Source organism: Amycolatopsis sp. VS8301801F10 (assembly GCF_046195355.1).
In the GTDB taxonomy this organism is placed as follows: Bacteria; Actinomycetota; Actinomycetes; order Mycobacteriales; family Pseudonocardiaceae; genus Amycolatopsis.
The window spans coordinates 4,265,829-4,292,260 of sequence record NZ_CP176065.1 but is presented as its reverse complement, the minus strand read 5'-3'; the positions used below and the strand labels follow the sequence as shown (position 1 = coordinate 4,292,260).

Sequence of the window (26,432 nt, the reverse complement as noted above, 5' to 3'; positions counted from 1 at the left end):
GTACTGAGTACGAGCGTACTGCTACTCCGCGCGCTTGGCCAGCTTCTCCGCGACCTCCGCCGCGACCGCCTCGACCAGTTCCGGGTCGGTGCCCGGATCCGGCCGGACCTGCAGTTCCACGCCGTCGCGGCCGGGGACCTTGCGCTGGACGAACCACGCGCCGCCCTCGGGGAACTCGTGCCGGTGCCGTCCCCGCACCGAGCCGTCGACCCGCAGGCGCACCTGCTGCGGCACCTTCCCCGGCCGCGGCAGCCGGAAGCGCACCGGCTCGCGGTCGGCCAGCACCGCGACCGCGCCGGCCCGCCCGGTCTCCTCCGATTCGGTCAGCGTGAACACGCCGTCGGCCCAGGCCGCCTTGCCCACCAGGTGCCAGCCGACGCGCCGCGCGCCGCCGCCGGACGGGATCCACAGGCCCAGCGACGTCACGAGGAGGTGCCCGCCGCCCTCGACCTCCGCCGCGGCGACCGGGTCCTCGCCCTCGGCCAGCTCGCCGGGGAAACCCGGGGGCAGGCCGCCGCCGAAGAACCGGTTCAGCAGTCCCACGTCACTCCCACCCGCTCGCCGCCTGCTCGCGCAGCGACTTCCGGTACTGCTCCAGCGCGACCAGGTCGCCGAACAGGGCCCGGTAGTCGTCCGGGGCCTCGACCGGCGACAGCCGCTGCAGCTTCGACTTGATCTCGCCGATCTGCCTGCCGACGAGGTTCTCCTGCACGCCCGCGAGCACCCCGGAGATGTAGCGCGAGTCCACTTCTCCCAAGGCGCGCAACGGTTCCACCGCCAGTTCGCTGAGCACGCGCCGGACCGTCCCTTCCGGACAGTGCGCCGCCGCGGCGTCCAGCAGCGCGGGCCCGGTGAGCCCGGACGCCGCCCCGCCCGCCTTCAGCACGGCCTGGTGCACCGCGATGTACACCGGGTGCGTGAACGCCTCTTCCGGCAGCGAGTCGTACTCCGGACCGGCGATCGCGGGCTGCTGCAGCGCGGCCTTGAGCGCTTCGCGCTGGCCGATGAACCGCGGGTCGTTCGGAGCGGGACGCGGCAGATCCTGCTTCTCCGGCTCGGGCGCGGGGGCCTCCTGCCGGGCCGCAGACCGGCGCGGCTGCACTTCGACCGGCCCGCGCCGCGCCGCCGCTCCGGCCGCGCCGCGCACCCGGTTGACCACCTGCGCGACGTCCTGCCAGCCGACCCACCAGGCGAGCTTCGACGCGTACCCGTCCCGGCTCGCCCGGTCCTTGATCGCGGCGACCATCGGCACGGTCTTCTGCAGCGCGGCGACCTGGCCGTCGACCGAGTCCAGGTCGAACTGCTTCAGCATGCTCTTGATCACGAACTCGAACAGCGGGGTGCGGCGGGCCACCAGGTCGCGCACCGCGGCGTCGCCCTTCGCGATGCGCAGCTCGCACGGGTCCATCCCGTCCGGCGCGACCGCGATGTAGGTCTGCCCGGCGAAGGTCTGGTCGCCCTCGAACGCCTTGAGCGCCGCCTTCTGCCCCGCCTCGTCGCCGTCGAAGGTGAAGATCACTTCGCCGCGGAAGGCGTCGTCGTCCATCATCAGCCGGCGCAGGACCTTCATGTGGTCCTCGCCGAACGCGGTGCCCGAGGACGCGACCGCGGTCGGCACGCCCGCCGCGTGCATCGCCATCACGTCGGTGTAGCCCTCGACCACGACGACCTGGTGCCGTTTCGCGATCTCCCGCTTGGCCAGGTCGAGGCCGAACATGACCTGCGACTTCTTGTAGATCTGCGTTTCGGAGGTGTTGAGGTACTTCGCCGAGATCCGGTCGTCGTCGAAGAGCCGCCGCGCGCCGAAGCCGACCACGTCGTTGCCGACGTCGCGGATCGGCCACACCAGCCGCCGGTGGAACCGGTCCATCGGGCCGCGCTGGCCCTCCTTCGACAGGCCGGACGCGATCAGCTCCTTCACCTCGAACCCGCGGTTGAGCAGGTGCTTGGTGAGCTTGTCCCAGCCGCCGGGCGCGAACCCGCAGCCGAACTGCTTGGCCGCGGCGGCGTCGAATCCGCGCTCGGTGAGGAAGTCCCGCGCCGCGCGCGCTTCGTCGGTGCCGAGCTGCTCGATGTAGAACTCGGCCGCCGCGCGGTGCGCTTCGATCAGCCGGGACCGGGTGCCGCGGTCTCGTTGCACCGACGCGCCGCCGCCCTCGTAGGTCAGCCGGATCCCGACCCGGTCGGCGAGCCGTTCGACCGCCTCCACGAACGACACGAGGTCGATCTTCTGAATGAACTTGATGACGTCGCCGCCCTCGCCACAGCCGAAGCAGTGGAAGGTCCCGTGAGTGGGGCGCACGTTGAACGACGGGGTCTTCTCGTTGTGGAACGGGCACAGGCCCTTCAGGCTGCCCCCGCCGGCACGGCGCAGCGCGACGTACTCCCCCACGACCTCGTCGATCCGGTTGCGCTCACGCACCTCCGCGATATCGCTCTCCCGAATCCGTCCTGCCACGACACCACAATAGTTCTCCCTCCCGCCGCGCCGTGCGGCACACTCGGGACATGGGCACCACGACCGCGCTGGAGGAGTACGCCGCCGAGTTCGACCTCCACCGGCCGCACCTGATCAGAGCGGCCTACCGGCTCACCGGCACCCGCGCGGACGCCGAGGACGCGGTGCAGGAGGCCTGGCTGCGGCTGTCCGGGCTCGACGACGCGGGCCGCGCCGGGATCCGCGATCTGCGCGGCTGGCTGACCGCCGTGGTCGGCAGGATCTGCCTCGACCGGCTGCGGTCGGCGGCCGTGCAGCGCGAGAAGTACGTGGGCGAATGGCTGCCCGAACCGATCGTCACGCCGCTCGGCGCGCCGGCGAGCGAGGATCCGCTCGAAGCCGCGGTGCGCGACGACGGCCTGCGGATGGCCGCGATGGTGGTGCTCGACCGGCTCACGCCCGAGCAGCGCGTGGCGTTCGTGCTGCACGACGCGTTCGCGGTGCCCTTCGCCGAGATCGCCGGCGTACTGGGCTGCAGCCCGGCGGCCGCGCGCCAGCACGCCTCCCGCGGCCGCCGCGCGGTCGAGGACTCCGACCCGCCCGCCCGGCTCGACCTCGCGCAGCAGCAGCCGGTGCTGGAGAAGTTCGTGGTCGCGCTGCTGGCGGGCGACATCCGCGCGGTCACCGAGCTGCTGCACCCGGACGTGGTCATGATCGGCGATTCCAACGGCCGCTCGCGCACCAGCCGCCGGATGATCGTCGGGCAGGACAAGGTCGCCCGCTTCATCCTCGGCGTGCTGGCGAAGTACGCGCCGGGCACGATGGACAACGGGCGGCCGGTGCTCGTCAACGGCGATCTCGGCCTGTGGCTGCCGGGGCTGCCCGCGGCCGACGGCTACCTGGCCCTCGACGAGCGCGTGCAGACGTTCAGCCTGCGCGACGGCCGCATCGTCGGCGTCTACGACCAGGTCAACCCGGAGAAGCTCGCCCGGATCAGGCGGCCGGCCTCGTGAGTGCTGATCACGGTTCTAACCGTGCTCAGCACTCACGACGGTCACGGGATGGGCACCCGGCAGGCGTCGCCCGAGGTGAAGCCCTGGTCGACGATGCCGAGCGCGCTGTTCATCCGCGCCCGCGAGTTCTCCAGGCCGATCTGGTAGGTCAGCTCGACCACGCCCTTCTCGCCGAATTCGGCGACCAGCTCGGCGATCTGCTCGTCGGTGACGGTGACCGCCGGGCCGGACATCGCGTCCGCGAGCGCCAGCGCCAGCCGTTCCTGGCGGGTGAACAACGGCGACGTCGCGTACTCGTCGATGTGCTTGAGCCGGTCGATGTCCAGGCCGTCGTGCCGCTGCAGCATGGTGCCGAAGTCGACGCACCACGAGCAGCCGATCTGCGTGGCGACGCGGTACACGGCGAGTTCGCGCACGTTGGCGGGCAGGTGCTTGGACGCCTTCTCCGCCATCAGCTCGTGCGCGATGCTGGTCCGCAGCAGCCCGCGGTGGTGCGCCACGACGGCCATCGGCTCCGGCACCGCGCCGTACCGCTTGCCGGCGATCCGGTAGAAGAGCTTGAGCACCGGGCCGCCGTCGGTGGCTCGTTTGACCGGGATACGAGGCATGTCGGGTCCTCCTTCTGAGTGGTTCGCAGGAGGAACGGGACAGCCGCGCGAGATGTGACAGCGTCAGCGATGCCCGGTGATCGGGCGCACATCCCAGATCCACACGCCGTCGACGTACTGCGCGGGCTTGCGCAGCAGGAGGTCGACGGTGGCGCGGTAGGCGTCGCTGTGCTCGCGCGGGATCAGCACGAGCACGCTGGCGTTCCAGTAGCGCAGGTCCTCGATCGCCTGGTTCCGGTCGGCGTCGGTGACCTCCTGCGCCTCCTTGGAGTCGCGGACCCGGTCGAACAGCATCGAGGTCGGCCGCTGGTAGGAGCCGTAGCGGCCGCGTTTGTCGTCCGGGCCCTGCGGTCCGACGAAGTAGCCCTCGGGCATCGCGTACCGCAGGCCGGCGTCCATCTGCCAGTGCAGCGGCTCCGACTCCCCCGAACTCGGCAGCGGCACCGGCACGACGGTGCCGCCGGGCGCGACGTAGTTCTGCCAGGTGCCGTCGGCGAAGAACGCGGGCGTCGGCGGGCGTTTCTGCACGAGCAGCTGGGTCGGCGCGATCGGCAGCAGCACGGCCGCGACCGCGCCCAGCCAGATCAGCCGCACCGGCAGCTTCAGGTCGCCCTCCCGGGCCGCGGCGAACACCCGGTCGGTCGCGATCGCCAGCAGCGCGCCGATCGCGGGCACGCACGCCATCGCCAGCCGCGATTCCAGCAGCGATTCGAACAACGGCAGGTCCGCCAGCAGTTTCCACGGACCGGGCACGCCGGTGTTCTCGTGCAGCACGGTGATTTCGGAGCCGAGCGAAAGCCACGCCATCAGGAACATCGAGATCGCCAGCGAACGGGCCACGACCTCGCGCCACAGCCACGCGGTGACCACGACCATCAGCACGATCAGCGGCCAGCCGAAGAACGCGTTCTCCTCGGTGCGGTTCAGCGACACCGCGGCCGCCGCCTCCGGCTGCCCGGACACCGACTGGGTCGCGAACCGGGTCATCGCGGCGGTGTCGTTGCCGACCTGGCCGTGCTCCAGCCCGGTGTAGCTGTCCGGGCCGAAGAACTGCCACCACAACGGGAACGCGACGACCGCCAGCGTCAGCGCCACCGCGACGGCGCCGCCGAGCAGCACCGGCCGCACCATCGCCTTGACCTCGTGCCGCCGCGAAACGCAGTACGCGACCGCGAAGATCACGAAGCCGAGCGCGAAGATCAGCAGCGGCTCCTCGCCCAGGAAGATCTGGTATGCGGTGAGCACGCCGAGCCAGATCCCGTTGCGCACCGGGCGGTTGCCCCGCGCCAGCTGGATCACCTTGAGCGCGATGAACGGCAGCAGGAACCAGGCGACGAAGTTCGGATGCGCGTTGGCGTGCGAGATCATCGGCGGCGCGAACCCGGCGAACGCGCCGCCGATCGCCGCGGACACGCGATGGCGCACGAGGTGCCGCGAGAACACCCAGTACCAGGCCGCCGCGCTGCCGGCGAGGCTGCCGGTGAGCACGATCGCCCAGGTGACGGTGGGGCCGAAGGCGAGCGTGACCGGGGTGAGCGGGACGCCGACGCCCAGCATGGCCGTGTTGGCCATCATGTTCACGCCGAGCGGGTAGTTCTGCAGGCCGCTGGTGAGCGGGTTTTCCAGGTGCTGCACCGATTTCGCGGTGACCGCGAAGAACCACTCCCACAGGTTCTGGTCCGACGCGCTGTTCCACAGGTAGCCCTGGCCGAGGTCGGCCCACAGGCCGCCGAACAGCAGGACCGAGAACGCCAGGTACGCGCCGATGATCCCGGCGTCGGCCCAGGACCGGCGCATCCGCGGTTCGGCGGCGACCGCGGCCGGACCGGGTTCGCGGGGCGGTGCTTCGGGTTTCGCGTCGGGGTTGGCTTCGGGCTGGAACACGCTCACGCGGGGCGCACCACCCGGGCGAAGAAGTACACCGCGCCGGTCTCGGCGTGCCGCACCAGCAGCAGGAACGGCCGGTCGAAGCGGACTTCGAGCGGTTCGGCGGAGATGAGCGACATCGTGCGCATCTGGACCGCGGTGGCGGCCGCGCCTTCGAGGCCTTGTTCGTCCAGCCGGAGCACGGCCTGGTGCAGGATGCTGTCCACCCACAGCGGCCGGTACGGGGTGAGGCCGGTGAGGTCGGCGTCCTGGGTGAACAGCTCGCGCACGCCGAGGCCCTGCAACGCCCGTTCGAGGTCCGCGCGCACGTCGAGGGAGATCTTGGGCAGCGACAGCTGAATTTTGTGCTGCTTCGGGCTTTCCACGAGCGCGCGCAACGACTGGCCGTCGAGCGCGGCTTCGGCGCTCTCGAGGTCGCCGTCCGGCAGCAGGAGCACCGTCTCGACGCCGCCCTCGGCCGCCAGCCGGACGATCTGCCAGCCGTTTTCGTGCGCGTAGCCGACGGATTCGTCCAAGTGCATCGTCGGCACCTGACGCACGCCGTCGGGGGTGTGGAAGTCGGCGTCCGCGGTGGCGTGCTCGGGGAACGGGTGCCGCCAGGCGGTTTTCAGGTAGAGCGCGTTGACCAGGCTGGCGCGCGTGTACGGGTGGATCGAGCCTTCGGGCAGCAGCTCCGGGATCAGCCCGTGAGTGGTCTGGTCCACGTCGGCGTTGATCCGCTCGCGCGCGCCCTCGGGATCGGTCTCGAACGGCGCGGTTTCGGCTTTGCCGCCGGGCCAGCGCACGAGTGCGGCGTGGAAGCTGTCCTCGACGGTGATCAGGTCCGAGGCCCAGAGCGTGTTCGCCACGGCCAGCCGGACGTCGTCGCCCAGCTCAGCGGCGGCGTGCAGCAGCCCGCTCTGGTCCCGGCCGAGCACGGCGGCCAGCTCTTCCGCGGTGCGCCCGCGCGCGGCCTGTTCGGCCAGGCCGAGCGCACTCGCCGCCGAGTAGGGCGAGAAGCAGGCGTCGGTTGCCGGGGGCGCGGTCGCACCGTGCAACGCCAGGGTGAAAGTGAGGTGGCTGTCCAGGGCCATGCGGCGACCGTACCGGAACGGGTGGTTCCCCGGCTCCCGGTTCGGCTGGCGGGGCTGTTCCGTGCGGTCGGGTGCGCAGCTTTCGCGCCTCAGGGCTCAGCAGACTGCACGATTCCACGCCGCTGGCCGCGCCGGGTTCCGGATCGCACCGATCGCCGCCGCTCCACGCTGCCCGCGGCACCGGATTCCGCAGTTCACCGGTCACCAGGCGGCACTCGCTCAGTGCCACCCGCCGCACTCGCCGCGACGCGCCGCTCGCCAGGCAGCACCGCTCGACGCCACCCGCCTCGCCACGCTCCAGCACCTCACACCACCCGCCTCGCCACGCTCCAGCACCTCACACCACCCGCCGCGCCACGGCTCCCGTTTCACCGCGCAGCACGCGCCACCCCAAGCCCCACCTCACCCTTCAGCAGGCGGTGCCGTTCCACACCGCCCGTCGCACCACAGCTCCCTCACTCACCGCGCAGCACGCGCCGCCGCTCCACCCCAAGCCCCATCTCACCCTCCAGCAGGCGGTGCCGTTCCGTGCCGTCCGGTGTGCCAGCGGTGCCATTCGTACGCCTGCGCGTCGGTGAGCGACGCCACCTGGTCCACCACGACCCGCAGCCGGGCCGCGTCGTCCGGGGCCGCCTCCCACGCCGGTGCCAGCAGCGGGTCCAGTGCCTCCGGTGCGCGCCGGCACAAGGCCGCCACCAGTTCGGTGATCACCTCTCGTTGCCCGTCCTGCATCGCCAGCCTGCGGCGGTCGCTCATCACGTACCGCAGCGCCAGCGCCTTGAGCAGCGCCACCTCCGCCCCGACCTGCTCCGGCACCGCCAGCCGCGCCGCGTAGCGGGTGAGCGGGCCCTCGCCGTAGCCCGCTCGGGTGCCGGTGACCGCGGCCGACGCGAACCGGCCGACCAGTTCGCTCGTGAGCCGTTTCAGCGCGACCTGGGCGCGCAGCGAACCGTCCGGCTCCGCGCGCACCAGCTCGGCGACCACCGGCAGGTCGAGCAGTTCCTTCGCCGCACCCTCCAAAGTGGACACCGACAGCGTCGAGAAGTGCCGCGCCGCCGCCTCGGCGACCGCCGCGCGTTCCTCCGGATCGGCCAGCAGCCGCAACCGGATCCGCCCGGCCAGCACCCCGTCCTCGACGTCGTGCACCGAGTACGCCACGTCGTCCGCCCAGTCCATGATCTGCGCTTCCAGGCACCGGCGCAGGCCCGGCGCGCCCTCGCGGATCCAGCCGAACACGGGCAGGTCGTCCGGGTACACGCCGTATTTCGGCTCCCCGGACCGGCGCGGCCACGGGTACTTCGTGGCGGCGTCGAGACACGCCCGGGTGAGGTTGAGCCCGGCCGTCGCGCCGTCGGGGCCGACCGCCTTCGGTTCCAGCCTCGTGAGGATGCGCAGCGTCTGCGCGTTGCCCTCGAAGCCGCCGCACGCCTGGGCCGCCTGGTCGAGCGCGCGTTCGCCGTTGTGGCCGAACGGCGGGTGCCCGATGTCGTGCGCCAGCCCTGCGGTGTCGACCAGGTCCGGGTCCGCGCCCAGCTCCTCGGCGATGCCGCGGCCGATCTGCGCGACCTCCAGCGAATGCGTGAGCCGCGTCCGCGGCGCGCCGCTGACCTCCGCGCCCTCGCCCGGCCCGACCACCTGCGTTTTGCCCGCCAGCCGGCGCAGCGCGGCGGAATGCAGCACCCGCGCGCGGTCGCGGGCGAACGCGCTGCGCCCGTCCGGCCGCGCGCCGGCCAGCGCCGCGCCCTTGGGTTCCTCGGCCAGCACGCGGGCGCGGTCGTGCTCGCGGTAGCCGTCGCTCACCCCGCCAGCTTACTGATCCGACCTCAAGCAGGCCGACTCCCGCACGGCTGGTAACCGTTGCCACGAAAGCCATTCGGCCGTGGCTGTGGTCGGATCGGCAACGATCGGCACAGTGGCGCGGGGACCGACAATTCAGCCCATCGTCGTCCCGAACAGGTCGTCCGCGGGCGACTTGGTCAGCTCGTAGAACAGCAGCGCGCCGGTTTCGCGGAAGATGTAGCGGACCTGCGTCGAGCGTTCCTGCACGATCGGCCCGCTGTGCGTCGGCGCGGTCCAGGCCTCCAGCCCGAGGTCCTCGGTCATCGTCCGCGACCGGTAGGAGTGCCACGGATCGCTGACCAGCACCACCGAACGCCATCCGCGAGCCTTCACCTGGCCGGCGACCGCGCGGAGGCTGCGCAGGGTGTCGTTGCCCTCGCCGACCGGCAGCGTCGCGGCTTGCGGCACGCCGTGTTTGGTCAGCCAGCGGGCGCCCGCGGTCGCCTCGGTGTAGTTGTCTCGGGTCTTCTTGCCGCCGGCGGTGATGACGGTCTTCGCGACGCCGTCGGCGTAGAGCTGCCGGGCCTTCTCCAGCCGCGCGGTGAAGATCTCGGAGGGTTTGCCGTTGTACTGGGCGGCGCCGAGCACGACGATCGCGTCGGCCGGCGTCCGGTCGTTCTCGCGCGCGACCTGCCACACGCGGAACGCGGTGCCCCCGATGACCGCGACGAGGGCCAGCACCGCGCCGAAAACGACGCGGCGCACCCAGTTTCCCGCAGCAGGACCTGTCCACGCATCCATGGCGGCCATCCTCGCAGAACCGGGTTCCCGGGCCGGGAAGGCGCCCCGGCACCGGGATCGCGCCTCCGACGGGGCGATCGACGCGCTCCGCCACTGCGGAAAGCTAGAGCCAGCCGCGTTCCTCCGACAACCGCACCGCCTCCGCCCGCGTGCGCGCACCCGTCTTCCCGATCGCCGACGACAGGTGGTTGCGCACGGTTCCGTCGGACAGGAAAAGGGATTTCGCGATGTCCGCGACCGTGCTGCCGTCCTTGGCCGCGCTGAGCACGTCGCGTTCCCGGGCGGTCAGCGGGCTCGTCCCGGTGGCGAGCGACTCCGCGGCCAGCGCCGGATCGACCACCCGCAGTCCACTGTGGACCCGGCGCACCGCCTCGACGAGCTGTTCCGGCGGCGCGTCCTTCACCACGAACCCGGCCGCGCCCGCGGCCATCGCCCGGGCCAGGTAGCCGGGGCGGCCGAAGGTCGTGCAGATGATCACCCGGCACGCCGGGAGCGCGGTTTTCAGCTCCGCCGCCGCGGTGAGCCCGTCCATGCCGGGCATCTGCACGTCGAGCAGCGCCACGTCCGGCGCCGTTTCCTTGGCCGCGGCCACCACCTCGTCGCCGGCGCCGACCTGGGCCACCACTTCGATGTCGGCTTCCAGGCCGAGCACGGTGGCCAGCGCGCCGCGCACCATCGCCTGGTCGTCGGCCAGCAACACCCGGATCACGCCAGTCCTCCCGCGGGTTCGGCCCGCACCGCGACGGCGGATCCGCCCGGGCTCGGCTCCGGGACCTCCGCCCGGACGACCCATCCTCCCCCGGGCCGCGCCCGCGTCGTCACCGTGCCCCCGATCGCGGCCAGCCGCTCGGACAATCCCCGCAATCCGTTGCCCGGCACGACCTCCCCCGCGCCGCGGCCGTTGTCCTCGATTTCCAGCCAGTCGCGGCCCAGCCGCACCTTCACAAGTTTCGCGCCGGAATGCCGCAGCACGTTGGTGACCGCCTCGCGCAGCACGTAGCCGAACGTGCTCTGCAACTCGGTCCGGACGTTGTCCACCGCGTGCGGCAGATCGGCCTCGACCTCCGCCGCGCGCAACGCCGCCCGCGCCCCGGCGATCTCCGCGGGCAGCGACACCTCGCGATACTCCGACACCGTCGCCCGCACGTCCGACAGCGCCGAGCGGCTGAGCCCCTCGACCTCGCGGATCTCCTGGACCGCCCGGTCGACGTCGCCGGAGCTTTCCAGCACCCGCCGCGCCAGGCCCGCCTTGACCGTGATCGTGGTGAGGCTGTGCCCGAGCAGATCGTGCAGGTCGCGGGCGACCCGCTCGCGTTCGTTGGCGACCGCGAGCGTCCCGATCTCCTGGTTCGCCAGCTCCAGCCTGCGGATCACCCGGATCAGGTTGGACATGAAGAACAGCGCCGACGTGACCGAAACGACGGTGATGACGTCGGAGAGGTGCTCGGGCAGGTCTCCGCGCAGATGCAGGACCAGCACCAGCAGGCCCAGCGCCGTCCCGTTGAAGATCACCGACCAGGCGGCCGGGAACAGGAAGGCCAGCGTCGCGGTGGCGTAGAGCAGGACGTACGGGCTGGCGTCGGTGATCAGCGCGCACAGCAGGCCCAGCACCAGCATCGCCCCGCCGAACCAGAGCTTCGTCCGGCGGGGTTTGCCGAACACCGCGGGGAACACGGCGTAGCAGGCGCAGTAGGCGTAAATCACCACGCCGAGCAGCACCCGGAGCCACAGCGGCCCGGGGTCCACGAACAGGCCTCGGGTCGCCGGGAGCAGGAACGGCAGCAGGAATCCCACCGCGAAAATCGGCCAGCCGACCTTGTGCGGACCGCGTCCCGGGCGCACCGGCGGATCGTCCCACCAGGACGCCCGGTCGGCGAGCCCGAACCGGTGCTCCGGGGACTCTCCGGTCGTCGCCTCACGGCCGCGTGGCCACACGTCGTTCTTCCCTCCCCGCCCGGTCAAACCCGGGCGCTGTCTTTACGGTATCGCCTGACTACGACAATCCCGAGCGCGAGCGTCCACGCGCCCAGCACGCCGAGCGCGGCCGGCAGGCTCACCAGCAGCTGGTTCGCGACGACCGGGCGGACCAGTCCGAGGACCCAGTAGGTCGGCATGAGCTGCGCGACGTCGTGCATCCAGGACGGCATGCCCTCCAGCGGGATCCAGAGCCCGCCGAGGAAACCCATGCCGAGGGTGACGATCATGCTGATCGGCTGCATCGACTCCGGCGTGCCGAACTGGCCCAGCAGCAGCCCGAGCAGCACGAGCGGAATGGTGCCGAGGAAAATCCCGAGGAAGACCCGCAGCCAGCCCGCCGGGTCGAGGTGCACGCCCTGGGAGAAGGCGGCGATGACCGGCACCAGGATCAGCGCGGGCAGCCCGGCGAGCATCCCGGACAGCGCTTTGCCGCCGAGGTAGCCCGCGCCGGACAGCGGGGTCAGCCGCAGCTGCCGCTGCCAGCCGCCGGCCCGCTCGATCGCGAGCCGGGCGCCGTTGGTGATGGCCGCGGCGAACGTGCCGAACGTCATCATGTTGACCATGAGCACGCCCGCGACCGCGACGTGGTCCGCCGCGGACGGGTTGGTGAACACCGTGGCCTGCAACAGGAACATGAGGACCGGGAAGGCCACGACGAAGATCAGGAACCGCGGCGAGCGGAACAGCCTGCGGGTTTCGACGACCAGGTAGGCGGGATTCATCGGACTGCTTCTTCCGTTTCGTCGGAGGTCAGGGAAAGGAACGCGCCTTCGAGGCCGACCGCGCCGATCTCGATGTCGTGCACGGCCGGGACCGCGGCGAGCAGGGCGCGCAGGGTGGCGTCGGAGTCCGAACTGGACAGTGCGACGCGGTCGCCGCGCAGTTCGAAGGAGGTGACCGCGGGCAGCGTCGAGACCACCTCGTCGCCGGCCCCGGGCGGCAGCACCGCGCGAATCGTGCGGCCGCCGGCGAGGGCGCGGACCTCCGCGACCGAGCCGTCGGCGACGATCTCCCCGGCCCGCATCAGCACGACCCGGTCGGCGAATTCCTCGGCCTCCTCGAGGTAATGGGTCGCGAACAGCACGGTGCGGCCGGTGTCGGTGAACGAGTACATCGACTTCCAGAACTCGCGCCTGCTGCCGACGTCCATCGCCGCGGTCGGCTCGTCCAGCACCAGCAGATCGGGATCGGACACCAGCGCGACCGCGAACCGCACGCGCTGCTTCTGGCCGCCGGAAAGCTTGTTGGCCCGCCGGTCGGCGATGTCCTCGACGCCCGCGCGGCGCAGCGCGTCCCGCACCGGCATCGGCCGGCGGTGCAGTTTCGCGACGAGACCGACGGTTTCGCGCACGGTCAGGTCGTCCAGCAGCGTGCCGCCCTGCAGCATCGCGCCGATCATCCCCGCGCGCACCGCGTCGGCGGGCTTGCGGCCGAACACCGAAACGGCGCCCTCGTCGGGTTCGGCGAGCCCCAGAATCATGTCGACGGTGGTCGATTTGCCCGCCCCGTTGGGCCCGAGCAGCGCCACCACTTCCCCCGGCGCGATGGTCAGGTCGACCTTCTCGACCGCGCGCACGTCCCCGTACCGCTTGGCGATCCCACCCAGCCGGATCGCCGCCCCCGCCGCGATTTCCCGTGTGTTGTCCATGGCTTGAAGCGTGCCGCGCCGGGGCGGCCGGGACGCAGGCCGAGCGTCACGACCCGGCCGTGACAGGTGTCAGGGGTCCCTGGCGCCGAAACGCCGGACGGCCCTCCCCCGCGGTGCGGGAAAGGGCCGTCCGGAAGGGTTTCCGCGCCGGTCAGCAGCCGAGCAGGCGGCCGGCCAGGTACGACTCGACCTGGTCGATCGAGATCCGCTCCTGGCTCATGCTGTCGCGCTCGCGCACCGTCACCGCGTTGTCCTCGAGCGTGTCGAAGTCGACCGTGACGCAGTACGGCGTGCCGATCTCGTCCTGCCGGCGGTAGCGGCGGCCGATCGCCTGGGCGTCGTCGAAGTCGACGTTCCAGTGCTTGCGCAGCCGCGCGGCCAGGTCGCGCGCCTTCGGCGACAGGTCGGCGTTGCGGGACAGCGGCAGCACCGCGGCCTTGAACGGCGCGAGCCGCGGGTCGAGGTGCAGCACGGTGCGCTTGTCGGTGCCGCCCTTGGCGTTCGGCACCTCTTCCTCGTCGTACGCGTCGATCAGGAACGCCATCATCGAACGGCCGACGCCCGCGGCCGGCTCGATCACGAACGGCCGGTAGCGCTGGCCCGAGGCCTGGTCGAAGAACGACAGGTCCACGCCCGAGTGGTTCGAGTGCGTGGTCAGGTCGAAGTCCGTGCGGTTGGCGATGCCTTCCAGCTCGCCCCACTCCTGGCCGGCGTTGAAGGAGAACCGGTACTCGATGTCGACGGTGCGCTTCGCGTAGTGCGAGAGCTTTTCCTTCGGGTGCTCGAAGTGGCGCAGGTTCTCGGCCTTGATGCCCAGGTCCTTGTACCAGTCGGTGCGCGCGTCGATCCAGTACTGGTGCCACTGCTCGTCGTCGCCCGGCTCGACGAAGAACTCCATCTCCATCTGCTCGAACTCGCGCGTGCGGAAGATGAAGTTGCCCGGCGTGATCTCGTTGCGGAAGGACTTGCCGACCTGGCCGATGCCGAACGGCGGCTTCTTGCGCGAGGCCTTCTGCACGTTGAGGAAGTTCACGAAGATGCCCTGCGCGGTCTCCGGCCGGAGGTAGTGCAGGCCTTCCTCGGTCTCGACCGGGCCGAGGTGCGTCTTCAGCATCATGTTGAAGTCGCGCGGCTCGGTGTACTTGCCGCGGGTGCCGCAGTTCGGGCACGGCACCTCGGACAGGTCGTCCTCGGTGGTGGTCTTGCCGGTGCGCGCCTCGAAGTCCTCGGCGAGCTGGTCGGCGCGGAACCGCTTGTGGCAGGACAGGCACTCGATCAGCGGGTCGGTGAACACGTTCACGTGGCCCGAGGCGACCCAGACCTGGCGCGGCAGGATCACCGACGAGTCGATGCCGACCACGTCCTCGCGGCCCTGCACGACGGTCTTCCACCACTGGCGCTTGATGTTCTCCTTCAGCTCCACGCCGAGCGGCCCGTAGTCCCACGCCGACCTGGTGCCGCCGTAGATGTCTCCCGACGGGAAGACGAAGCCACGGTGCTTGCACAGACTGACGACGGTTTCGATTTTGTTGGCGGGCACTCCACGCTCCGGACGCATGCGGGGTCGGTTATCGGAAGGTCTAGCGTATCCGGCCGGGTCCCGGGGCCCCCGCGCAGGTCGCAGGTCACGGACGGGTGACCGGAGAGGCCGTCGCGACCCGGTTGTCGTCGTAGCCCTCCTGGCCGCCCACGTAGTCGCCGCCGCACGTGACGAGCACCAGCCGGTGCGGGCCCTCGGGGTCGAAGAGCTTCGCGGATTCGGCGGCGAGGTCCGATTTGTGGATCGTGCGCACCTCGTCGATCTTGTACTCCCACTGCTTGCCCGCAGCGTCGGAGACGGTGACGACCTGGCCGGGCTTCATCCGCCAGAGTTCCTGGAACGGCCCGGACTTGCCCGCCCAGTTGACGTGCCCGGACAGCAGCGTGACGCCCTGGGCGGCCCCGACGCCGGAGCCCCACCAGGCCGCTTCGGCGAGGCTCTTCGGGATCGGCAGCGCGCCGTCCGCGCCGACCTCCTCGGGGATCAGCTTCGCCTGCCCGCCGCCGGGCAGCTTGACGGTCGCCGGGGTCTGGCCCGGATCCGGCTGGGTGCCGCCGGCTTGACTGCTCCCGGCCTGCCCGGCGGTCTGCGCGGTGCCGGCCGGGTGCTGCGGCTGCGCCGAGTTGTCCTTGCCGGTGAAGAAAATCAGCACGGCGGCGACGATCGCCGCCACTGCTACGACGGCGCCTACGGCGATCAGTGCGCCGCGTTTGCGTGCTGGTTGGGTCTGTGTCCCCTGCATCGTGCTCCCCTGGTCCGGAGGTTTCTCCGGGGAGACATGCGGCCGGGGGTCGATCGGGTTGCACGGAGTTTCGGCGGAGGTGGTGTCTGGGTGAGGGATCGGTCGCTCGGTGGGGTTGTCGCGCGATTCGGTTCGGCCGGTTCGGTGCGGGCTGTTCAGTCCGGCCGGATCAGTCCCGCCCGTTCAGTCCGGCCGGATTAGTCCCGCCGGATCAGTCCCGTCGGTTCAGTCCCGCCGGATCAGTCCGGTCGGTTCGGTCCGGCCGGATCAGTCCGACTGGATCAGTCCAGCCGATCCAGTCCGGCTGGAACAGTTCAGCCGGGACAGTCCGGCCCGTTCAGTCCAGCCGATTCAGCCCAGCCCGTTCGATCCGGCCGGATCAGTCCGACTGGATCAGTCCAGCCGATCCAGTCCAGCCGATTCAGCCCAGCCGATTCAGTCCGGCCCGTTCAGCCCCGCCGGATCAGCCCAGCCCGTTCGGTCCGGCCGGATCAGTCCGGCCCGTTCAGCCCCGCCAGACCAGTCCAGCCGATTCAGTCCAGCCCGGTCAGTCCCCCCGGATCAATCCAGCCGGTTCAGCCCAGCCCGTTCAGCCCCGCCGGATCAATCCAGCCGATTCAGCCCAGCCCGGTCAGCCCCGCCGGATCAGTCCGGCCGGGAGACCAGGTCCGCGGTGACGATCCGGTTCTCGTCGTAGCCCTCGGTGCCGCCGACGTAGTCGCCGCCGCAGGTGACCAGGACCAGGCGGTGCGGTCCGGTCTGCGCGAACCAGCCGGGGGCCTGCGCGGGGAGCTGTTCCTTCGGGATCGTCGTCGCGCCGGTGACGCGGTAGAGCCAGCGGCCGCCCGAAGCGTCGACGATACTGACGTTGTCGCCGGTGCGGACGCGCCACAGGTCGTCGAAGGGACCCTTCGTGCCGGCCCAGTTGACGTGGCCGGACAGCACCGCCGCGCCCTGTTTCGCGCCGAGGCGGGCGCCCCACCACGCCGCGTCGCCGAGGCCGCGCGGGATCGGCAGGATGCCGTTCTGGGTGATCTCGGTGCGTTTGAGCCGGGCCTCGGAGCCGTCCGGGAGGCGGATGCTGCCGGGGCGCTGCAGGCCGATCGCCTGGCCGTCCGAGGGCAGTTCGGCGGGCGCGCCGTCCTCGCCCGGCAGCGAGCCGGGCGGCGGGTCGGCGACCGCGACCGGGGCCGGGGCCGGCACCCAGGTCAGGACGATCACGCCGGCCGCGATCGCGAGGACGGCGATCACCGCCGACGCGACCGTCAGCACGGTGCGCGGCACGGCCTACTCGCCGCGGCTGCGGACGACCCGCGCCGCGCGGCGCCGGCCGAGGACGATCGCGACGGCTCCGAAGAGCAGCCCGCCGCCGAGCAGGCCGAAGCCGAGCGGCAGGCGCACGTCGTCCGACGGCGCGGCGGCCTGCGGGCCGAGGTAGCCGGCCGGGACCTCGGTGGGCACCGACGGCTGCTGCACGGTGCCCCCGCTGCCCGAGCCGTTGCCGGCCGCGGCGACGAAGTTCTTCGGGATCGAGCAGCTGACGCCGCCGAGCACCACGGTGGTCTGCACGTCGCTCAGCTTGGTGTCCTTGGCGTCGCGGGCGTGCGTGGTGATCTCGACGCGCCAGCCCGCCTGCGCGGTGACGTCGCCGGAGCGCCAGCCGTCCTGCTTGATCAGCTGGTCGAAGGCGGAAACGCGGGACAGGACGAGGTCCGAGGTGGTCTTGCCGGGATCGCTCTGCGGCACGCTCGTGGGCGAGCCCATCCTGAGGCCGGTGACGCTGAGCGTCCCGTTGGCGGGCATCGGGACCTGCTTCAGCGCGTCGTCCTCGCCGCGCACCCAGACGCGGGCGGCGGTAGTGGCGCCGGTGGCCTTGCCGGGGCCGGAGCAGTCGACCGAACTGCGCGCGCCTTCGAGGACCAGCATCGTGTTGTCGAGCGCTTTGGGCTTGCCGCGGCCGTTGTCGCGCAGCGCGTAGTTGGTCTCCGCGACGGCGGTGGGCACGTGAGTGGTCTGCAGCGCGGCGACGACCTGGTGGTCGCGGCTCGCGATGCCCGCCGGATACGGGCTGGCCGAGCGGTCGGCGTACTTGCCGAGGTCGATCTCGTAGTTCGGGCCGAAGGTGGTGCGCTCGCCCTGGTCCTTGGGCACCGCTACCCGGTCCGTGCCGAGCTGCGACTGGCCGGGGGTGAGCGGGGACCGCTGGGTCTCGGTGATCAGCGCGCCGCCGTGCTGCGGGTCGGCGCCGAGGCGGACGGAAGCGACATTGGCGAACGACACCGGCCCGGTCTTCTCGTCGACGGCCTGCCCGGCTTGCCCCTGCGCCGCGGCGGCCGGGGCCAGCGCGGGCAGTGCCACCAGGGCCGCCACCGCGGCCTTAGTCACGAAACGAGTCATGTCTCCCCACTGCCCTCCGGCAACCCTCGAGCGGTCCGCCACTGTACGAGACGCGACGAAACGCCCCCGCGACAACCTTGCACCGTCCGCCGCGACTTGCGAAGCCGACAAGCCAAATCTTCACGAACTCACCCCATCGGGTCAATCCGGAACGCCGGTACCCGCACCCCGGCGATCACCGCGCCCGGGGAAGGGAACACTACGATGGCGGCGAAGGTTATCGGCAATGACATCCGGCTTCGGAAACGCCGTCCCCTGGTCGGCGCTGGCCCCGGGGTGCGGCGGGGCGAAGCGGGGCGGGACGGGAGTGGAGGCAGCGATGAGGTCGGCAGCTTCGAGCGCCCTGTCCGCCGGTTCGGGTGCTGGGCCTCTGGGCGAGGTCGCGGCTAGTTCGGCCGGGGCTGGCTCCGCGGCGGCCGCGAACCTCGCGCTGCCCGAGAACGACACCGCAACCACCGATGCGGGCGCAGCAGGTCCGGCCAGCCCGGGTTCCGCGGCGGCCGGGAACGCTGAGGTCTCCGTGTTGAACGACGTTCCCGCCACGGCAAGCTCGGCAGGCGCGGCCGAGGCTCCCGCTGCCGCGCGCGTCGCTCCTGCGGTCGCGGACGAGGCGACCGCGACGGCTCCAGTCGCGCCAGGGCGGGCCGAGGACGGCAAGGCTTCCGATGCCTCGGACGACGCGGCCGTCGACGGCGGGCAGGCGGAGCCACCCGCGGATCCGCCGCATCCGGTCGGTGCGGGTTCGGCTGGGCGGTCCGGCGGGTCCGGGCCGGCGGTCCTGCCCCCGGGCGTGCTCTCCGACGCGGGCGAACTGCTCCGGGCTCTGGCCGCTCCGGTGCGGATCGCTATCGTGCTCCAGTTGCGGGAGGCGGACCGGTGCGTGCACGAGCTCGTGGACGAACTCGACGTCGCCCAGCCGTTGATCAGCCAGCACCTCCGCGTTCTCAAGACCGCGGGCGTGGTCCAGGGCGAGCGGCGCGGACGCGAGGTCGTCTATCGGCTGGTGGACGACCACTTGGCGCACATCGTCGTCGACGCGGTCGCCCACGTGCAGGAAGGGAAGTGACGATGTCCTCGGTCCCCAAACCGGCCCCGGTGCCCGGCCGGCGGTCCACGAAGCAGCGTGCGGCGGTGGTCGACCTGCTCAGCACCGTCGACGACTTCCGCTCGGCCCAGGAGCTGCACGACGAACTCCGCAAACGCGGCGATGGCATCGGCCTGACCACCGTCTACCGGACGCTGCAGTCGCTCTCCGAGGCGGGCGAGATCGACGTGCTGCGCACCGACTCCGGCGAGGCCATCTACCGCCGCTGCTCGTCGCACCACCACCATCACCTCGTGTGCCGCGTGTGCGGGCGCACGGTGGAAGTCGAGGGTCCCGCGGTGGAGCGCTGGGCGGAGAAAATCGCGGCGGACCACGGGTTCACCGACATCAGCCACACCGTGGAGATCACCGGCACCTGCGCCGAGCACGCGAGCTGACTCTCGTCCGGGTCCCGGCTTGCTCTGTGCGGGCCCGACGCTGTGGCTTGCCGAGTATGCCGGGTGCTGAGCCTTCCGGCGGGGAATCTCCGCAGCTCGCCGGAGACGCATCCTGGGTTGGCGCGCCATCGGTTTCGCCGGGAACCGCTGCGCTGGCCGGGGCACCGACCGCGCAAGGTGCACTGAGCCCTTCGCCGGCCTCCTCCGCAGCTCGCCGGGATGCACCCGTGGTGGCATACCATCGGTTTCGCCGGGAACCGCTGCGCTGGCCGGAGCACCGAGTGCGCAAGGTGCACTGAGCCCTTCGACGGCCTCCTTCGCAACTCGCCGGTGGCTCTCCCCCGGTTTGTCGGCACGCCATCCGCATCGGCAAGACCAGGCGAACGCTGGCGAATCCACCTCGGGGTCCTCGATGGGGCTTCTGCACCTGACCGAACCTGCCGTTCGCCAGTCGACCGGCGAACCGTCCGCTTCGACGTGGCCGGGCGAAGGCCACGCGCCGGTTCGGGCCTCCCCAGGCTGACCGAGTCCCGGGCGGGGCCGGTTCGGTGGCCGACTGCCGAGCCATGTGCGGGGCTGCTCCGCGAGGGGCCGAAACGGTTGAGCGGGCGAACTGGCTCGGTTCAGCCGGGCCGCCGTTGGGAGCAGGGGCCCCATTCCACGAGGACCTGCGCTGGAGGCGGCCGGAGCCGCAGGTCCGTCGGGGACTGAGCCGACTCGGTATCCGGCGGCGGAACCGTTCCGGGGCTGGCCGGAGATGAAGGGTTCGCCAGGGGCGCGCTTTGGGCAAGCGGAGCCGCTGCGAGGTCTTCGGGCCGCAGGTTTCGCAACTCTGAGCAACTCGGACTGATCGCGGTAGGGGTTCGTTCGGGGGCCGTTCAAGCGGCGGGCTTGAGCGAGCACGGCGAAGCGGAACCGCTGCGAGCGTCAGTCGACGAAACTCAGGTGCACCGGGCGGGTGAAGGCGGCGGTCCGCGTGCCGAGGTGGTTGCGGCGGAAGAGTCGGCGGCGGCGTTCCTTTCAGTATTCATACGGATCCTTCGGTGTGGTGATCCGTTCGACGGTCACCGGGACTAGGTCCGGCGTGTAGCTGTTGGCCTCGGTCGCGGTGCCCGGGACGACTTGGCCTGCGACGCGCAGCCAGGTGTCGCTCGGGAAACGGTCGGCAGCACCGCCTTTGAGGTGCACCGTGACCGGGGCCGCGTCGGCGGCGCAGCAGCTGATCACCAAGCGGGCCAGCAAAGTTTGGCCTCCGGTGTGGACTACGAAGCCGGAGAGCTCGACGGTGCGGCCGTTGAGGGTTCCGTTGGCGTCCCAGCCCGCGCGCGTGACGACCTCGTTCATCGCCATCGGCACTACTGCTCCGGCGGGGAGCGGCGGGAACGCTGCTGCCGACGTAGTTGCGGCACTGGCGGGCAGGCGTGCTTCGGTGCGGGTGACCGAATCCGCGCCGAGTGCGGGCGGGGCTACCAGGAAGACCGCCAGCACCGGGACTACCAGCAGCCAGGCTGAGCGCGCGGGGTGATGGTGATGGCCGTGCGCGTCTGGACGTCCGGGGTCGGGAGCGGCTTTTGCGGCGGCGCGCGCGGTTGCGATGTCGCGGACGATGGCTGTCGCGCCCAGCAACAGCATCACCGCGCCACCGGCGATGATCCAGGGTTGCTGGGCTGGTTTTACGTAGCGCAGGTAGTCGCCGTTGAGTGCGATCTTCACGAGAGCACCGCCCAGCAGGATCAGCAGCACGTTTTGGGTTTCGCGCCTCATTGGACGCCTCCGAGGAAAATCACGCCCGCTACCGAGCCGCAGGCGATCGCCACGATGAAGGTGACTGGAGCGAATCGAGCGGCGAAGGAACGGCCGAATGTGCCGGTCTGCAGGGCGAAAAGCTTGACGTCGACGGCTGGGCCGACCACCAGGAATACCAGTTTCGGCAGCAAGGGCACGGCGGTGAGGGAAGCGGCGACGAACGCGTCGGCCTCGCTGCATAGCGCTAGGACTACTGCCAGGACCGCCATCACCACGATGCCGACGGTGATCTGTCCGGACAACACTTCGAACCACTTCGCGGGCACGAGAACGTTGAGCGAAGCGGAAATCAGCGCGCCGAGTACCAGGAATCCGCCAGCTTCCACGAGATCGGTGCGGGCGGTTTCGGCGAATACGCGCCATCGGTGTCCCGGCTGGACGTCGGGCAACCGGCGGAGCGCGCGCTCGGTGATCCAGGAGAGTTTGCCCCAGCGAGCCCAGATCCAGCCCATCGCCATCGCGGTGGCGAGCGAGCCGGCGAACCGGGCGAACACCATTTCCGGACGGCCCGGGAACGCGACCGCGGTGGCCACCACCACGACCGGGTTCACCGCGGGCGCGGCGAGCAGGAAGGTGAGCGCGGCGGCGGGCGCGACGCCCTGGCCGATCAACCGCCGTGCCACGGGGACCGACGCGCATTCGCAACCGGGCAGCGCGACTCCGGCCAACCCGGCGACGCCGACCGCGGCCGGCGCTTTCTTCGGCAGCACCCGTTCCAGCGCGCGGGCGGGCACGAAGGCGGCGATCGCACCGCTGATCAGCACGCCGAGCACGAGGAACGGCAGCGCCTGCACGCACACCGCGACGAACACGGTGGATCCGGTGCGCAGCGCGGGCACGTCGAAGAGGTCCTGGAGCTTGCTCTGCGCGAGGACGGCGACCAGCAGCACGGCACACAGGATCTCGATGGAGCTGATCCGGAACCGCCGCGTGCGGGGACGCTCCTCGGCGGCGTTGTTGGAAAGGGTTTCCACGAAGGCGATGATGCCAGCCGGGTCCGACAGAACCCAGCCGCCGGTGTCGCGAGGGGACCCCTCGTGCCGGTTTTGCGGGAATGTCACCCGATTGGGAGGGAGGAAGGGGCGGAATCGGGCGGGGCCGGGGCGCGAGGTGGGCGGGTTGAGCGGGAGAGGGTGGCGGCGGGCCAGGGAACCGGGCTGAGTCGGGCGGGGGGATCTGGCGCGAGCAAACCGGGCCGGTGACGGGGGCCGCGGCGAGGGGAGGCGGCGAACCAGAAAGACGAGTGTGCCTCGACCGGACGCATCCACCGCGAGCGGCAGAACCGGCGACGAGCGATCCGTGGCGAAGCATGCGGCGAACCAGGAAACGCGGCACAACGAACAGGAACAACCGCCCGGAGCGGCAAAGCCAGCAGCAGGACGCACGAAGCCAAACAGCAGGCACCGCAGCCGAAGCGAGCAGCGGACCCGCTCAGCATTGGAAAGTCAGCGAATCCCGGAAGGGATCGGCGGCTAAGTCACGAAGGTCCGATCCCCTAGGAAGCAGCCCAACACGAGCAACTCAGCCAGCACCAGGCAGGCTCAAGCCTCCACCCCAGGCAACTCAGCCCGCAGCTGCGAAGCAGTGGAGACCACCAGCATCAGCAACGTCCCCAGCGGCGAAGGGTCCATCCCCTCCGCCGGGAAGGCGTACCTCAGTGTCACGTCCATCCCGCGGTCCGTGTGGCCGACGCCCAGCGTTCCGAACAAACCCTGCCCTGCTCGTTCGGCGACCGCGACTGCCAGGGCCGGGTCGTCGGGGAGGTCCCAGGCCACTACGCAGGTCAGGCTGAGCACCGTCAGGCCGTCGGCGAGGCGGGTTGCCTGGACGACGCACGGGACGTCCGCATGGGAGAACGTGATCGCGCCGTCGTCGTCGACGTGGACTTCCAGGTAGCGTTCCAGCGCTTCCCGGGCGCGGGCGAGCAGTGCGCCGGTCTCGGCGGCTTCCGCGGTGCTCATTTCGTGCTCCCTGCCTGGTCCACCGCGCCGCCGAACCGGCGGTCGCGCTTGGCGAAGTCGAGGCACGCCTGCCACAGGTGCGTCCGGTCGAAGTCCGGGAACAGCGTGTCCTGGTACACCATCTCGGCGTAAGCCGACTGCCACAGCAGGAAGTTCGACGTCCGCTGTTCGCCGGACGGCCGGAGGAACAGGTCCACGTCCGGCATTTCCGGCTGGTACAGGTACTTCGCGACGGTGCGCTCGTCGATCTTGTCCGGATTGATCTTCCCGGCCGCGACGTCCTGGCCGATCCGGCGCATCGCGTCGCCCAGTTCGGCGCGGCCGCCGTAGTTGACGCACATCGTCATGTTGAGCTTCGTGTTGTTCTTCGTTTTCTCTTCCGCGATCTGCAGTTCCTTGATCACGCTCGCCCACAGCTTCGGCCGCCGCCCGGCCCAGCGGATGCGCACGCCGATCGAGCCGAGGTAGTCGACCTGGCGGCGGATCGTGTCGCGGTTGAAGCCCATGAGGAACCGGACTTCCTCGGGGCTGCGCTTCCAGTTCTCCGTCGAGAACGCGTACACCGAAAGCCATTTCACGCCGATTTCGACCGCGCCGCTCGCGACGTCGATCATCACGGCCTCGCCGCGTTTGTGGCCCTCGATCCGCGGCAGGCCGCGCTGGTTGGCCCAGCGGCCGTTGCCGTCCATGACGAGCGCGACGTGCTTCGGCACCAGGTCCGGCGGGATCTCCGGCGGTTTCGCGCCCGAGGGATGCGGGTCCGGCGCCCGCAGCTCGTACCCGGTCGAGCGGGTCTCCCGTCCCCTGCGCAGCACTCGCGGCCTCCTGAAGAATGGATTTCCTACCCGGCCGACCCTACTGGGCCTCCCCCGGCGGCCTCCCGGGCACGCCGCTCCACGAGCGGAAGCGACCGCAGCTGCCGTTCCAGATGCCACTGCAGATGCGCCGCGACCAGGCCGGACGCGTCCCGGCGGGTGATCCCCGGCGCCGATTCCGCGACCGCCCACTCCCCCTGCAGCAGCGCGTCCAGCAGGGTCAGCACCTCCGGCGCGGGATGCACCGAGCCGGCGATGCGGCAGTCCGGGCACATCGAGCCGCCCGCGGCGACGTTGAACGCGGCGTGCGGGCCGGGCAGGCCGCAGCGGGCGCATTCGGTGATCGCCGGGGCCCAGCCTGCGTAGGCCATGGCCCGGAGGAAGAACGCGTCGAGCACCAGCGACGCGTCCCGCTGCCCGCCGGCCAGCGCCCGCAGCGCGCCCACGACCAGCAGGTACAGCTTCAGGACCGGTTCGCCCTCTTCGGCCGAGAGCCGGTCCGCGGTTTCCGCGATCGCCGACGCCGCGGTGTAGCGCTGGTAGTCGGCCACCAGCGGCAGGGCGAACGCGTCGACGGTCTCGACCTGGGTGATGACGTCGAGCGACCGGCCGGGATAGAACTGCACGTCCACGTGCCCGAACGGCTCCAGCCGCGCCCCGAACCGCGACGACGTGCGCCGCACGCCCTTCGCGACGGCCCGGACCTTGCCGTGCCGCCTCGTGAGCAGGGTGACGATCCGGTCGGCCTCGCCCAGCTTGTGCGTGCGCAGCACCACCCCGGTGTCGCGGTAGAGGTTCACCACCCCGACATCGTCGCACTTGCCCGTCGATGCCGGGGCGGGACACCCTGGTTCAGCAGTAGCTGCCAGTGCAGTAGTAGCTGTGCACCTCGGACGCGGCCGCTAGGCTGACGATGAACACGATGATCCCGATGACCCAGCCGAGCGCCCCGAGGATGGTGGCGATGAGGCACAGCGTCTTCGTCGTCTGCGACGCCTGCTGGGCCATCGCGTAATTGCCCTGCATCTTGTACGACTGGACCTCGTTCGACTTCATGATCGCGAAGATCGCGAGGATCCACATCAGGAAGATGCAGCCGATCGCCCAGCCCTTGTAGTCCTTGATGGAGTTCAGGTCGCCGCCGGGCGCGCCGCCGAAGGCGGGCTGGCCGTACGGCGCGGGCTGGCCGTAGGGCTGCTGCGGGTACGGCTGCGCCGGCGTGGCACCGGACTGCGGGTACGGCTGCTGGCCGTAGGGCTGCTGCGGCTGGCCGCCGTAGGGCTGCTGGGGCTGGCCGTAGGGATTGGTCATCTGGGTTCCCCCGAGTTCCTCGTACTTACCGTGATCCGGTGCGGATCAGGACTGGGCCGGACCGGGCTTCGGCGTTTCCGGCGTGATCATCTGCGTCGCTTCCGGCTCGCCGGCCGGCTGCACGACCTGGGTGCGCTCGGCGTGGCCGGACGCTTCGGACGGTGGCGGGGGCGCGGGCGGGCGCACGACCTGGGTCGGTTCCGGCTGGTCGAACGGCGCGGGGCCCGGCTGGCCGAATGCCTGCTGCGGCGGCGTTCCCGGGACCGGCGGCTGGCCGAATCCCGGCTGCGGGGCCGCGAATCCCTGCGGCGCGGCGGGAAACCCGGCGTTCGGCGACGGCTGCCCGGGGAATCCGCCTGGGACTGGCTGGCCGAATCCCGGCTGCGGCGCGAGGCCCGGCTGGCCGAACCCGCCGGGCTGAGCGGGCTGACCCCATCCGCCGGGCTGGCCGGGAAATCCGGCTGCCGGACCCGGCTGGCCGAACCCGCCCGGTTGCCCGGGGAATCCGCCCGGCTGCCCGAAACCGCCGGGCCGGGCGAATCCGCCGCCCGGCGCGGCGGCGGGCTCGGCGGGCACCACGACGGTGCCGAGGATCTTGTCCGAGAAGGTCTGCGCCTTGTCGTCCCACAGCGGCCACAGGAAACCGAGCGCGAAGGCCATGCTGTCGAGCGCGTGCGCGAGGTCGCGGACGAACGCCATGCCGGCCCCGATCGGCTCGCCGGTGGCTTCGCTGACGAGCTTGAGGCCGACGATCCGCTTGCCCAGCGACTGGCCGGTGTTGCCGCCGTTGATCCAGCGGTTGAAAACCGTCCAGGCGAGAGTGCCGAGAACCGCGAGGAGATAGACGATCGTGCCCGCGGCGCCGGAGACCAGCGACACGAGCACGGCGAGCAGAAGCCCGGCGAGCAGCGGGGCGAAGTCGATGAGGTAGGCCCCGGCGCGCTGGCCCCAGTCCGCGTAGACCCGGGCGGGACCGTACGGCTGGGGGTATCCCGGCGGCGCGCCGAACGACGGTCCGCCTGGGGGCGGGCCGCCGGGCTGGCCGTAGGGATAGGTCATCGGGTGTCCCCCTCGTCGCGCATGCTGGGCCTGGCCGGTCCGCCGCGGACACGCCAGTGCGCGGGAGCGTACCTCGTCCGGCGAGGCGGGGACGAG

Annotated in this window: 25 protein-coding genes; 3 read left to right on the top strand and 22 right to left on the bottom strand. The window is 71.4% G+C overall.

Annotation, left to right across the window (positions count from 1 at the left end; genetic code table 11):
• Nucleotides 1-21: 21 nt before the first annotated feature.
• Together F9C11_RS20245 and dnaG are read right to left on the bottom strand one after the other, a co-directional pair.
• Nucleotides 22-543 carry a hypothetical protein gene (locus tag F9C11_RS20245; RefSeq protein WP_409186428.1) on the bottom strand — a complete coding sequence of 174 codons (522 nt, stop codon included), beginning with the start codon at nucleotides 541-543 and terminating at the stop codon, nucleotides 22-24.
• A gap of 1 nt (nucleotide 544) precedes the next feature.
• A complete protein-coding gene (gene dnaG / locus F9C11_RS20240) occupies nucleotides 545-2,458 on the bottom strand; it encodes a DNA primase (protein ID WP_409186427.1) in 1,914 nt (637 codons plus the stop codon).
• Between the two features lie 50 nt (nucleotides 2,459-2,508).
• Between dnaG and F9C11_RS20235 the strand changes: the two genes are divergently transcribed.
• Entirely contained in the window at nucleotides 2,509-3,450 is a 942-nt protein-coding gene (locus tag F9C11_RS20235) for a sigma-70 family RNA polymerase sigma factor (RefSeq protein WP_409186426.1), read from the top strand.
• Nucleotides 3,451-3,491: 41 nt separating this feature from the next.
• Here the strand turns inward: F9C11_RS20235 and F9C11_RS20230 are convergent, their stop codons facing one another.
• The 13 genes from F9C11_RS20230 to F9C11_RS20170 form a co-directional block, all read right to left on the bottom strand.
• Entirely contained in the window at nucleotides 3,492-4,058 is a 567-nt protein-coding gene (locus tag F9C11_RS20230) for a carboxymuconolactone decarboxylase family protein (protein ID WP_116204669.1), read from the bottom strand.
• A 63-nt stretch (nucleotides 4,059-4,121) separates the two neighbouring features.
• Nucleotides 4,122-5,855: a glycosyl transferase gene (locus F9C11_RS20225; RefSeq protein WP_409186944.1), complete on the bottom strand. Its 1,734-nt coding sequence runs from the start codon at nucleotides 5,853-5,855 to the stop codon at nucleotides 4,122-4,124.
• 89 nt (nucleotides 5,856-5,944) lie between these two features.
• Nucleotides 5,945-7,018 carry a serpin family protein gene (locus F9C11_RS20220; RefSeq protein ID WP_409186425.1) on the bottom strand — a complete coding sequence of 358 codons (1,074 nt, stop codon included), beginning with the start codon at nucleotides 7,016-7,018 and terminating at the stop codon, nucleotides 5,945-5,947.
• A gap of 501 nt (nucleotides 7,019-7,519) precedes the next feature.
• Entirely contained in the window at nucleotides 7,520-8,818 is a 1,299-nt protein-coding gene (locus F9C11_RS20215) for a deoxyguanosinetriphosphate triphosphohydrolase (RefSeq protein WP_409186424.1), read from the bottom strand.
• Nucleotides 8,819-8,950: 132 nt separating this feature from the next.
• On the bottom strand, nucleotides 8,951-9,598 hold the full coding sequence (locus F9C11_RS20210) for a YdcF family protein (protein WP_409186423.1): 648 nt from the start codon (nucleotides 9,596-9,598) through the stop codon (nucleotides 8,951-8,953).
• 103 nt (nucleotides 9,599-9,701) lie between these two features.
• A complete protein-coding gene (locus F9C11_RS20205; RefSeq protein WP_409186422.1) occupies nucleotides 9,702-10,307 on the bottom strand; it encodes a response regulator in 606 nt (201 codons plus the stop codon).
• Nucleotides 10,304-11,533 (bottom strand): sensor histidine kinase, encoded by a 1,230-nt coding sequence (locus F9C11_RS20200; RefSeq protein ID WP_409186421.1) that lies wholly within the window; start codon nucleotides 11,531-11,533, stop codon nucleotides 10,304-10,306. The genes F9C11_RS20205 and F9C11_RS20200 overlap by 4 nt, the downstream gene beginning before the upstream one ends.
• Before the next feature lie 23 nt (nucleotides 11,534-11,556).
• Nucleotides 11,557-12,297, bottom strand: a complete 741-nt coding sequence (locus tag F9C11_RS20195) for an ABC transporter permease (protein WP_409186420.1) — start codon at nucleotides 12,295-12,297, stop codon at nucleotides 11,557-11,559.
• The gene (locus F9C11_RS20190; protein ID WP_409186419.1) at nucleotides 12,294-13,223 is read right to left on the bottom strand and encodes an ABC transporter ATP-binding protein; all 930 of its coding nucleotides are present in this window, start codon (nucleotides 13,221-13,223) and stop codon (nucleotides 12,294-12,296) included. The genes F9C11_RS20195 and F9C11_RS20190 overlap by 4 nt, the downstream gene beginning before the upstream one ends.
• Before the next feature lie 151 nt (nucleotides 13,224-13,374).
• Nucleotides 13,375-14,763 (bottom strand): glycine--tRNA ligase, encoded by a 1,389-nt coding sequence (locus F9C11_RS20185; protein ID WP_409186418.1) that lies wholly within the window; start codon nucleotides 14,761-14,763, stop codon nucleotides 13,375-13,377.
• An 85-nt stretch (nucleotides 14,764-14,848) separates the two neighbouring features.
• A complete protein-coding gene (locus tag F9C11_RS20180) occupies nucleotides 14,849-15,505 on the bottom strand; it encodes a class F sortase (RefSeq protein WP_409186417.1) in 657 nt (218 codons plus the stop codon).
• 645 nt (nucleotides 15,506-16,150) lie between these two features.
• Nucleotides 16,151-16,789, bottom strand: a complete 639-nt coding sequence (locus F9C11_RS20175) for a class F sortase (RefSeq protein WP_409186416.1) — start codon at nucleotides 16,787-16,789, stop codon at nucleotides 16,151-16,153.
• Nucleotides 16,790-16,792: 3 nt separating this feature from the next.
• The gene (locus F9C11_RS20170; protein ID WP_409186415.1) at nucleotides 16,793-17,902 is read right to left on the bottom strand and encodes a hypothetical protein; all 1,110 of its coding nucleotides are present in this window, start codon (nucleotides 17,900-17,902) and stop codon (nucleotides 16,793-16,795) included.
• Nucleotides 17,903-18,680: 778 nt separating this feature from the next.
• On the opposite strand from F9C11_RS20170, the gene F9C11_RS20165 reads away from it, so the two are divergent.
• Both F9C11_RS20165 and F9C11_RS20160 read left to right on the top strand, forming a co-directional pair.
• Complete coding sequence (locus F9C11_RS20165; RefSeq protein WP_409186943.1) at nucleotides 18,681-18,968, top strand: ArsR/SmtB family transcription factor; 288 nt, start codon at nucleotides 18,681-18,683, stop codon at nucleotides 18,966-18,968.
• 2 nt (nucleotides 18,969-18,970) lie between these two features.
• Nucleotides 18,971-19,384, top strand: coding sequence for a Fur family transcriptional regulator (locus F9C11_RS20160; protein WP_086024912.1), 414 nt, complete (start codon nucleotides 18,971-18,973; stop codon nucleotides 19,382-19,384).
• 1,020 nt (nucleotides 19,385-20,404) lie between these two features.
• Here F9C11_RS20160 and F9C11_RS20155 read toward each other — a convergent pair.
• From F9C11_RS20155 to F9C11_RS20125, 7 genes are all read right to left on the bottom strand, one after another.
• Nucleotides 20,405-21,148 (bottom strand): TIGR03943 family putative permease subunit, encoded by a 744-nt coding sequence (locus F9C11_RS20155; protein WP_409186414.1) that lies wholly within the window; start codon nucleotides 21,146-21,148, stop codon nucleotides 20,405-20,407.
• Nucleotides 21,145-22,164, bottom strand: a complete 1,020-nt coding sequence (locus tag F9C11_RS20150) for a permease (RefSeq protein ID WP_409186413.1) — start codon at nucleotides 22,162-22,164, stop codon at nucleotides 21,145-21,147. The genes F9C11_RS20155 and F9C11_RS20150 overlap by 4 nt, the downstream gene beginning before the upstream one ends.
• 567 nt (nucleotides 22,165-22,731) lie before the next feature.
• Nucleotides 22,732-23,151: a YbjN domain-containing protein gene (locus F9C11_RS20145; RefSeq protein ID WP_409186412.1), complete on the bottom strand. Its 420-nt coding sequence runs from the start codon at nucleotides 23,149-23,151 to the stop codon at nucleotides 22,732-22,734.
• Nucleotides 23,148-23,966: an isoprenyl transferase gene (locus tag F9C11_RS20140; RefSeq protein ID WP_409186411.1), complete on the bottom strand. Its 819-nt coding sequence runs from the start codon at nucleotides 23,964-23,966 to the stop codon at nucleotides 23,148-23,150. Before F9C11_RS20140 ends, F9C11_RS20145 begins: the two co-directional genes overlap by 4 nt.
• A gap of 26 nt (nucleotides 23,967-23,992) precedes the next feature.
• Complete coding sequence (gene recO, locus F9C11_RS20135) at nucleotides 23,993-24,769, bottom strand: DNA repair protein RecO (RefSeq protein ID WP_409186410.1); 777 nt, start codon at nucleotides 24,767-24,769, stop codon at nucleotides 23,993-23,995.
• Nucleotides 24,770-24,818: 49 nt separating this feature from the next.
• Nucleotides 24,819-25,277 carry a CD225/dispanin family protein gene (locus F9C11_RS20130; RefSeq protein ID WP_009080946.1) on the bottom strand — a complete coding sequence of 153 codons (459 nt, stop codon included), beginning with the start codon at nucleotides 25,275-25,277 and terminating at the stop codon, nucleotides 24,819-24,821.
• Between the two features lie 45 nt (nucleotides 25,278-25,322).
• Nucleotides 25,323-26,336 (bottom strand): RDD family protein, encoded by a 1,014-nt coding sequence (locus F9C11_RS20125; RefSeq protein ID WP_409186409.1) that lies wholly within the window; start codon nucleotides 26,334-26,336, stop codon nucleotides 25,323-25,325.
• Nucleotides 26,337-26,432: the final 96 nt, after the last annotated feature.

Bases quoted from the DNA above. Each gene is read 5' to 3' on its own strand.
- F9C11_RS20235 (WP_409186426.1), top strand. From the start codon at position 2,509: ATGGGCACCACGACCGCGCTGGAGGAGTACGCCGCCGAGTTCGACCTC.
- F9C11_RS20230 (WP_116204669.1), bottom strand. From the start codon at position 4,058: ATGCCTCGTATCCCGGTCAAACGAGCCACCGACGGCGGCCCGGTGCTC.
- F9C11_RS20225 (WP_409186944.1), bottom strand. From the start codon at position 5,855: ATGCGCCGGTCCTGGGCCGACGCCGGGATCATCGGCGCGTACCTGGCG.
- F9C11_RS20220 (WP_409186425.1), bottom strand. From the start codon at position 7,018: ATGGCCCTGGACAGCCACCTCACTTTCACCCTGGCGTTGCACGGTGCG.
- F9C11_RS20210 (WP_409186423.1), bottom strand. From the start codon at position 9,598: ATGGATGCGTGGACAGGTCCTGCTGCGGGAAACTGGGTGCGCCGCGTC.
- F9C11_RS20195 (WP_409186420.1), bottom strand. From the start codon at position 12,297: ATGAATCCCGCCTACCTGGTCGTCGAAACCCGCAGGCTGTTCCGCTCG.
- F9C11_RS20190 (WP_409186419.1), bottom strand. From the start codon at position 13,223: ATGGACAACACACGGGAAATCGCGGCGGGGGCGGCGATCCGGCTGGGT.
- F9C11_RS20180 (WP_409186417.1), bottom strand. From the start codon at position 15,505: ATGCAGGGGACACAGACCCAACCAGCACGCAAACGCGGCGCACTGATC.
- F9C11_RS20170 (WP_409186415.1), bottom strand. From the start codon at position 17,902: ATGACTCGTTTCGTGACTAAGGCCGCGGTGGCGGCCCTGGTGGCACTG.
- F9C11_RS20160 (WP_086024912.1), top strand. From the start codon at position 18,971: ATGTCCTCGGTCCCCAAACCGGCCCCGGTGCCCGGCCGGCGGTCCACG.
- F9C11_RS20155 (WP_409186414.1), bottom strand. From the start codon at position 21,148: ATGAGGCGCGAAACCCAAAACGTGCTGCTGATCCTGCTGGGCGGTGCT.
- F9C11_RS20145 (WP_409186412.1), bottom strand. From the start codon at position 23,151: ATGAGCACCGCGGAAGCCGCCGAGACCGGCGCACTGCTCGCCCGCGCC.
- F9C11_RS20130 (WP_009080946.1), bottom strand. From the start codon at position 25,277: ATGACCAATCCCTACGGCCAGCCCCAGCAGCCCTACGGCGGCCAGCCG.
- F9C11_RS20125 (WP_409186409.1), bottom strand. From the start codon at position 26,336: ATGACCTATCCCTACGGCCAGCCCGGCGGCCCGCCCCCAGGCGGACCG.